Origin of the sequence: Paraplanobispora siamensis, assembly GCF_016863175.1 — a bacterium.
Classification (GTDB): domain Bacteria; phylum Actinomycetota; class Actinomycetes; order Streptosporangiales; family Streptosporangiaceae; genus Planobispora; species Planobispora siamensis.
Genome location: NZ_BOOJ01000089.1, coordinates 20864 through 27491, shown reverse-complemented (window position 1 = coordinate 27491; position 6628 = coordinate 20864). Strand labels below are relative to the sequence as shown.

Genomic DNA, 6628 nt, shown 5'->3' with positions numbered 1-6628 from the left:
TGGCTTGACGCCGGGCCGACGGACACCGGCCACCGGCCTCTCCATCTGATCCATCCGCGTGACCCCGGATCCCCCTCCCCCTCCTTCCGGTGGTCCGCCGACCGCCCGGGACCTCCTCAGGGTCCTGGGCGGTCGGTGTTCGCGGGGCCGTGCGGGCCGCAGCGCGACCGGGGAGCGGAGCGGTTGTCGTCGCGTCGCGGTACCTCTCAGGTGCGGTCTCGCCATGCCGACGAAAGAGGTGTGGTCGTGACGAGCACATCGCCCGGCGGCCCGTTGACCGACCCTCCTTCCGGTGGCTCCGGGCCGCCGTACACGCAAGAAAGAGTTCCACCATGACTACGCCCTCAGCGGCGCGGGGACCGCGTACGGCACGGTCCCTCATCGAAGACCGCGGTATCAGTACGAAGATCCTCTCCAGCGTCGGCGTGATGGCCTTCGTCGCGCTGCTGGTGGGCCTCATCGGCATCGGCCAGATGGGCGTGATCAACGACAAGGCCGAGAGCCTCTACACCGGCGGCCTGGTACCGGTCCAGAAGATCGACCAGGTCCGTCTAGACATGGCGCTCACCCGGATGAACCTGCTCAACCACGGTCTGTCGCGCACCGAGGCCGCCAAGGCCACCTACGAGCAGGCCCTCAAGAAGGACACCGCCACCGTCATCCGCGACCTGGACTCCTACGCCGCCAACACCGTCGCCCCGGAGCTGGTGGAGGAACTGCGCGAGGCATGGGAGAACTACCAGGGCACCTGGGAGACGTTCCTGACGGCCAGCAGGAACGACGACGACGCCGAGATAACCAGGGTCCGTGACGAGGTGACCGGGCCGGCGTTCCAGAAGGCCGCCGACGTCGTCGAGAAGATCGCGGCGGCGGAGGCCGTCGACGGCAAGCGGCGGGCGGACGAGGCCGCCGAGGCCTACTCCTCGGGCCGCACCACGACCATCATCGTGCTGGTGGCGGGCCTGCTGGTGGCGCTGGTCGGCGCCCGCCTCATCGCCGGCAAGGTCGTCACCTCGGTCCGCAAGGTCTCCCACGTGATCGAGGGCCTGGCCGCCGGCGACCTGACCCGCCGGGCGGAGGTCAGCGGCCGTGACGAGATCGGCACGATGGCGGCCGGCCTGGACCAGGCCGTGGCCACGCTGCGCGGCACCGTCACCGGCATCAACGCCAACAGCGAGCAGCTGGCCGGCGCCTCCCAGGAGCTGGCCACCGTCAGCGAGCAGATCGCCGGCAGCGCCGAGCAGACCAGCGGCCGCGCCGACTCCGTCTCCGCCGCCGCCGAGCAGGTCTCGCGCAACGTCGAGACCGTCTCGGCCGCCAGCGAGCAGATGACCGCCTCCATCAAGGAGATCGCCACCAGCGCCAGCGACGCGGCCAAGATCGCGCACGACGCGGTCCAGGTGGCGGCGACGGCCAACGACACCATCGCGCAGCTGGGCGAGTCCAGCGCCGAGATCGGCAACGTCATCAAGACCATCACCAGCATCGCCGAGCAGACCAACCTGCTGGCCCTCAACGCCACCATCGAGGCCGCCCGCGCCGGCGACGCCGGCAAGGGCTTCGCCGTGGTCGCCTCCGAGGTCAAGGACCTGGCCCAGGAGACCGCCAAGGCGACGGAGGACATCTCCCGGCGCATCCAGGCGGTCCAGGGTCAGAGCGAGGCCGCGGTGGCCGCCATCCAGCAGATCACCGAGGTCATCGACAAGATCAACGGGTACTCGGCCACGATCGCCTCGGCGGTGGAGGAGCAGACCGCCACCACCAGCGAGATCGGCCGCAGCGTGTCCGAGGCCGCCACCGGCGTCGGCGAGATCGCCGGCGGCATCGGCGCGGTCGCCACCTCCGTGCAGACGACCACGACCGGCGTCGGCGAGGCGCAGCGCGCCTCCGAGGAGCTGGCCCGGATGTCCAGCGAGCTGCAGAGCCTCGTGGCCCAGTTCCGTCTCTGACCTGCCGGGTCCGGTCTCCGGTCCGCCCGATGGTCCGGTTCTTTCTCTGATCCACCGGCGTCGCAACCGTCCTGTCACCCGTCCGGGGGCAGGACGGTTGCGGCGTTCACGGGGTCCTCAAGGCCTGCGGGGCCGGTGCCGATCGGTGCCCCGAGGGATCGGCCCGGCCTCGCCGTACGGCCGTCCCCTCCCCCGACGACCACGGCGCCGGCCCGGCGCGATCCCGGCGAGGGCCGGTTCGGCGAGACCTCTCGTCCGTGAGGATCTCAGAGAGGAAAACCGTCGTGTCCCGCAAACCCGACATGCTGCGCGCCCTGCGGCACCGTAACTACCGTCTGTGGGCGGGAGCGGACTTCCTGTCGGTGGCCGGGACGTGGATGCAGGTCCTCGGCGTGAACTGGCTGCTGCTGTCCATCTCGCACTCGGCCGCCAGCCTGGGGTTCGGCCTGTTCCTGCAGTCGCTGCCGACCATGCTGCTGGCCTTCGTCGGCGGCTCCCTCGCCGACCGGCTGCCCGCCCGCCCGCTGGTGCTGACCGGCCAGGCCCTGCACGGGCTGCTGGCCGCCGCGCTCGCGGTGCTCGCCTTCTCCGGGGTGGACAACGTCTGGCCCATCTACGCGGTGGCCCTGCTCGGCGGGATGGTCTCCGCGCTGGACGGCCCCAGCCTGGGCCGCTTCGGAGCGGAGGTCGTCGGCCCCGAGGACCTGTCCAACGCCCTGGCCCTCGGTTCGGTGATCAGCTCCGCGGGCCGCATCGCCGGCATGGGCCTGGCCGGCGTCCTGATCCCGCTGACCGGCACCGGGACGCTCTTCCTGATCAACGCGGTGAGCTTCCTGCTGGTCATGGCCGCGGTGCTGGGCATGCGCGGCAGTGAGATGCACCCGCTGCCCCGCGCGGGCGCCGGCGAGATCGGGATCGCCTCCGGGCTGCGCTACATCGGGCGGACCCGCTGGCTGCTGGTCCTGCTCGGCCTGGCCTTCGTGCTGGGCGCCCTGGGCCGTAACTACCAGGTCACCATGGCCGCGATGAGCGAGGGACCGCTGAACGCCGGCGCCGCCGGGTACGGCGTGCTGTCGGTCGTCTTCGCCGTCGGCGCCGTCCTGGGCGGGCTGTACGCGGCCTCCCGCCCAAGCCTGACCTTCCGGATCCTGTTCGCCGCCGCCCTGCTGACCAGCGCGGGACAGGCGGTCAGCGGGATCGTGCCGGGCCTGCTCGGCTTCGCCCTGGTGCTGCTGCCGATCGCCGCCGGCGCGGTGGTGCTCGACACCACCGTCAGCACGCGGGCCCAGCTCGGCACCGAGCCCACCATGCGCGGCCGGGTGCTGGCCGCGCAGTCGATGGTGGGCGCCGCCTCGGGAGCGGTCGGCGGGCCCCTGCTCGGCGTGCTCTGCGACACCGTGGGCCCCCGCACCGCCCTCCTCATGGCGGGCCTGGTCACCCTGGCGGTGACGTGCGGCGCCGCCGTACTGCTGGCCCGTTGCCTGGGTCACCGGGACCCCGTGACCACCGCGATCACCGCCCTGGGCGTGTCCCGGCGGGTCCGGCGCCCGGAGAGCGCGCCGCGCGACCGGCGCTCCACCGCGTCCCGCGGTCCCGGGCCGGCCGCCCCCGCCGGGCGTTCCCCCCGTGCCGCCCGCCGCCGTTCGCGGCGCACCCGCGCCTGAGCACACGCGGCGGACGGGACTTCGGCGTTCCGGACCTGCACGGCATGCCTTAAGTGACCTTCCGTAGTATTTCGTGTACAAAAAGCGACAAAGGGAAGGGTGAATCCGGTCCGTCGGGTCCAGCGGAAGGGCCGGTGAATCCTCATCCCTTCCCCTCTCCTGTCGATAGGGAACGCGATGGACGGGCGGTGACACATGTCCCGCTTCTGGCACAGGAGGCACTCGCGTGGTATCGGTTCTGGTGGTCGACGACTCGGTCGTCGTCCGGCGCCTGATTGTCGACGCGCTGAGTGCGGATCCCGGGATCCAGGTGGTCGGAACCGCGCCCAACGGCAAGGTCGCCCTCTCCAAGATCGACATGTTGAAGCCCGACATCGTCACCCTGGACATCGAGATGCCGGTGATGGACGGGCTGACCACCATCAAGGAGATCCGCAAGGTCCACCCGCGCCTTCCGGTCATCATGTTCAGCACGCTGACCTCGGTCGGCGCGTCCGCCACCCTTGAGGCCCTGGCCTCGGGCGCCAGCGACTACGTGACCAAGCCCGCCAACGTCGGCAGCGTCTCAGAGTCGATCAAAAGCGTCCGGGAACAGATCATCCCGCGCATCCACGCGCTGTGCAGGACCGGCGGCCCGTCCCGCATGGCGGCCGTCAGGCCCGCCCCGCGGCCCGCGGCCCCGATCGCCCGCCCCGCGGCCGGCGGGACGTCCGTCCCCCAGGTCGTGGCGGTGGGCTGCTCCACCGGAGGGCCGGACGCCCTGACCAAGGTGGTCAGCGCGCTGCCGGCGACGTTCCCGCTGCCCATCGTGGTGGTGCAGCACATGCCGCAGGTCTTCACCAAGATGTTCGCCGAGCGGCTCGACCGCGCCTCGGCGCTGAAGGTCGTCGAAGCGCAGGCCAACATGCCGGTCCAGGCGGGGATGGTGTACATCGCCCCCGGCGACTACCACATGGAGGTCAACCGGCGCGGGAACGGTGTGTTCACCAACCTGCAGCAGGGGCCGCCCGAGAACTTCTGCCGTCCCGCCGTGGACGTGCTGTTCCGTTCGGTCGCGGCGGTGTACGGCGGAGCGACCCTGGCGGTGATCCTCACCGGCATGGGCCAGGACGGCAAGCGCGGAAGCGAGGTGCTGTCCGGCAAGGGCGCCGAGATCGTCGCCCAGGACGAGGCCACGTCGGTGGTCTGGGGGATGCCGGGAGCGGTCGCCGGTGCCGGACTGGCCCACGCTGTTCTCCCCCTGAACGAGATTTCCCACCATCTAATCAACCGTGCGGCCGGCGGCCGCACGGCCAGGTCCTGAGGATGAACCGATGGCTTTGACCCAACAGGAGTTCGCTTTCGTCAGCGGGCTCGTCCGGCGTGAGGCGGCGATCGTCCTCGAGACCGGCAAGGAGTATCTGGTGGAGGCGCGGCTGCTGCCGCTCGCCAGACGGACGGGCACCGTATCGGTGTCGGAGTTCGTCGCGCGGGCCCAGCGGGAGCGCGCGCTGGCCGACCAGATCGTCGACGCGCTGACCACCAACGAGACGTCGTGGCTGCGCGATCGCGAACCGTTCACCGCCTTCACCGACACCGTGCTGCCCGACCTGATGGAACGGCGCCCGGCGACGCAGAAGCTGCGCATCTGGTCGGCGGCCTGCTCCAGCGGGCAGGAGCCGTACGGCCTGGCCATGATGCTGGAGGAGTCGCTGACGAGCAGCCGGCAGTACGAGATCTTCGCCACCGACATCTCGAACGAGATGCTCGAGCGTGCGAAGGCCGGCCGCTACAGCCAGCTGGAGGTGAACCGGGGACTGCCCGTCCCGATGCTGGTGAAGTACTTCCAGCGGGCGGGTACCGAATGGCAGGTGGGCGACGTCCTGCGCCGCAACATCTCCTTCCAGAAGGTCAACCTGGCGGCGCCGCTGCCGCCGGCGCAGCCCTTCGACGTGGTGTTCCTGCGCAACGTCCTCATCTACTTCGACCTTGAGACCAAGCGCTCCGTGCTGCGGCGTGTCCGCAGCCTGATGCGTCCCGACGGCTGGCTCTTCCTCGGCGCAGCCGAAACAACCATCGGCATCGACGACGGCTTCGAGCGGGTCGTCGCCGGGCGCGCGTCGGCATACAGGCCGCGCGCTGCGACTACTGCGCCTGTCGGCGCGACGAGAAAGGGGTGACACCGCGGTGCACGCCATGGTGATCGACGATTCCCGAGCGATGAGGCTGATCCTGCGCCGCATCGTCACGCAGCTGGGCTTCGAGGTGCACGAGGCCGGCAACGGCCGGGAGGCCCTGGAACTGCTGGAGAAGATGGACGCGCCGCCCACGGTCGCGCTCATCGACTGGAACATGCCGGAGATGAACGGGCTGGAGTTCGTCACGGCGGTCCGCTCCCAGGAGCGCTACCGGCAGATAACGCTGATGATGGTGACCACGGAGAGCGAGCACGGGCAGATCGTCCGCGCTCTGGCGGCCGGGGCGCACGAGTACGTCATCAAGCCGTTCACCCCCGAAGCCATCACGGAGAAGCTGGCCCTCCTGGGCCTCGTACCGAGCGGAACCCTGTCATGACCTCTCCGACCACCGAAGACCTGCAGGCCATCACCGAGCAGGTCTGGCTGTCCTACCTCGACCCGGAGGGCGTGGCCCCCTTCCTCCCGTCGGAGGAGACCCCGTCCCTGCCGCACGTGATCGCCGCGGTCTCGGTGACGGGCGCGTGGGAGGGACACGTCGTCATGTCCTTCTCCGAGTCGGCCTCCCAGATGGCCGCCTCGGCCCTGCTGGGCATCGAGGAGGACGAGGTGTCCCGCGACGACATCGCCGACGCCGTCGGTGAGCTGGTCAATGTGATCGGTGGCAACGTCAAGAGCCTTTTGCCTGATGGTTCCCTGCTCTCGCTGCCCCACGTGGCGACAATCGACGAAGGCGTCAACAAGTGGCCGGCGGCGGTGGAGGTGTGCCGTCTGCAGGGCAGTTGGCAGAACGAGCCGATCGCGATCAGCGTGTGGACCAGCAAGAGCACTGGGTAAGGAA

At 70.5% G+C, this 6628-nt stretch carries 6 protein-coding genes; all 6 read left to right on the top strand.

What is annotated here, in order from left to right:
• The first annotated feature begins 332 nt into the window (after positions 1-332).
• The 6 genes from Psi01_RS41020 to Psi01_RS40995 all read left to right on the top strand — a co-directional run bounded on the left by Psi01_RS41020 (position 333) and on the right by Psi01_RS40995 (position 6624).
• The gene (locus Psi01_RS41020) at positions 333-1949 is read left to right on the top strand and encodes a methyl-accepting chemotaxis protein (RefSeq protein ID WP_204069609.1); all 1617 of its coding nucleotides are present in this window, start codon (positions 333-335) and stop codon (positions 1947-1949) included.
• Between the two features lie 284 nt (positions 1950-2233).
• The gene (locus Psi01_RS41015) at positions 2234-3613 is read left to right on the top strand and encodes an MFS transporter (RefSeq protein ID WP_204069608.1); all 1380 of its coding nucleotides are present in this window, start codon (positions 2234-2236) and stop codon (positions 3611-3613) included.
• Positions 3614-3839: 226 nt separating this feature from the next.
• A complete protein-coding gene (locus tag Psi01_RS41010) occupies positions 3840-4916 on the top strand; it encodes a protein-glutamate methylesterase/protein-glutamine glutaminase (protein ID WP_204069607.1) in 1077 nt (358 codons plus the stop codon).
• A 10-nt stretch (positions 4917-4926) separates the two neighbouring features.
• Positions 4927-5772 (top strand): CheR family methyltransferase, encoded by an 846-nt coding sequence (locus tag Psi01_RS41005; RefSeq protein ID WP_204069606.1) that lies wholly within the window; start codon positions 4927-4929, stop codon positions 5770-5772.
• Between the two features lie 16 nt (positions 5773-5788).
• Positions 5789-6166, top strand: coding sequence for a response regulator (locus Psi01_RS41000; RefSeq protein WP_275424658.1), 378 nt, complete (start codon positions 5789-5791; stop codon positions 6164-6166).
• Entirely contained in the window at positions 6163-6624 is a 462-nt protein-coding gene (locus tag Psi01_RS40995) for a chemotaxis protein CheX (protein WP_204069604.1), read from the top strand. The genes Psi01_RS41000 and Psi01_RS40995 overlap by 4 nt, the downstream gene beginning before the upstream one ends.
• Positions 6625-6628: the final 4 nt, after the last annotated feature.

Coding starts and splice junctions, on each gene's coding strand:
- Psi01_RS40995 (WP_204069604.1), top strand. CDS start 6,163: ATGACCTCTCCGACCACCGAAGACCTGCAGGCCATCACCGAGCAGGTC.
- Psi01_RS41000 (WP_275424658.1), top strand. CDS start 5,789: ATGGTGATCGACGATTCCCGAGCGATGAGGCTGATCCTGCGCCGCATC.
- Psi01_RS41020 (WP_204069609.1), top strand. CDS start 333: ATGACTACGCCCTCAGCGGCGCGGGGACCGCGTACGGCACGGTCCCTC.
- Psi01_RS41005 (WP_204069606.1), top strand. CDS start 4,927: ATGGCTTTGACCCAACAGGAGTTCGCTTTCGTCAGCGGGCTCGTCCGG.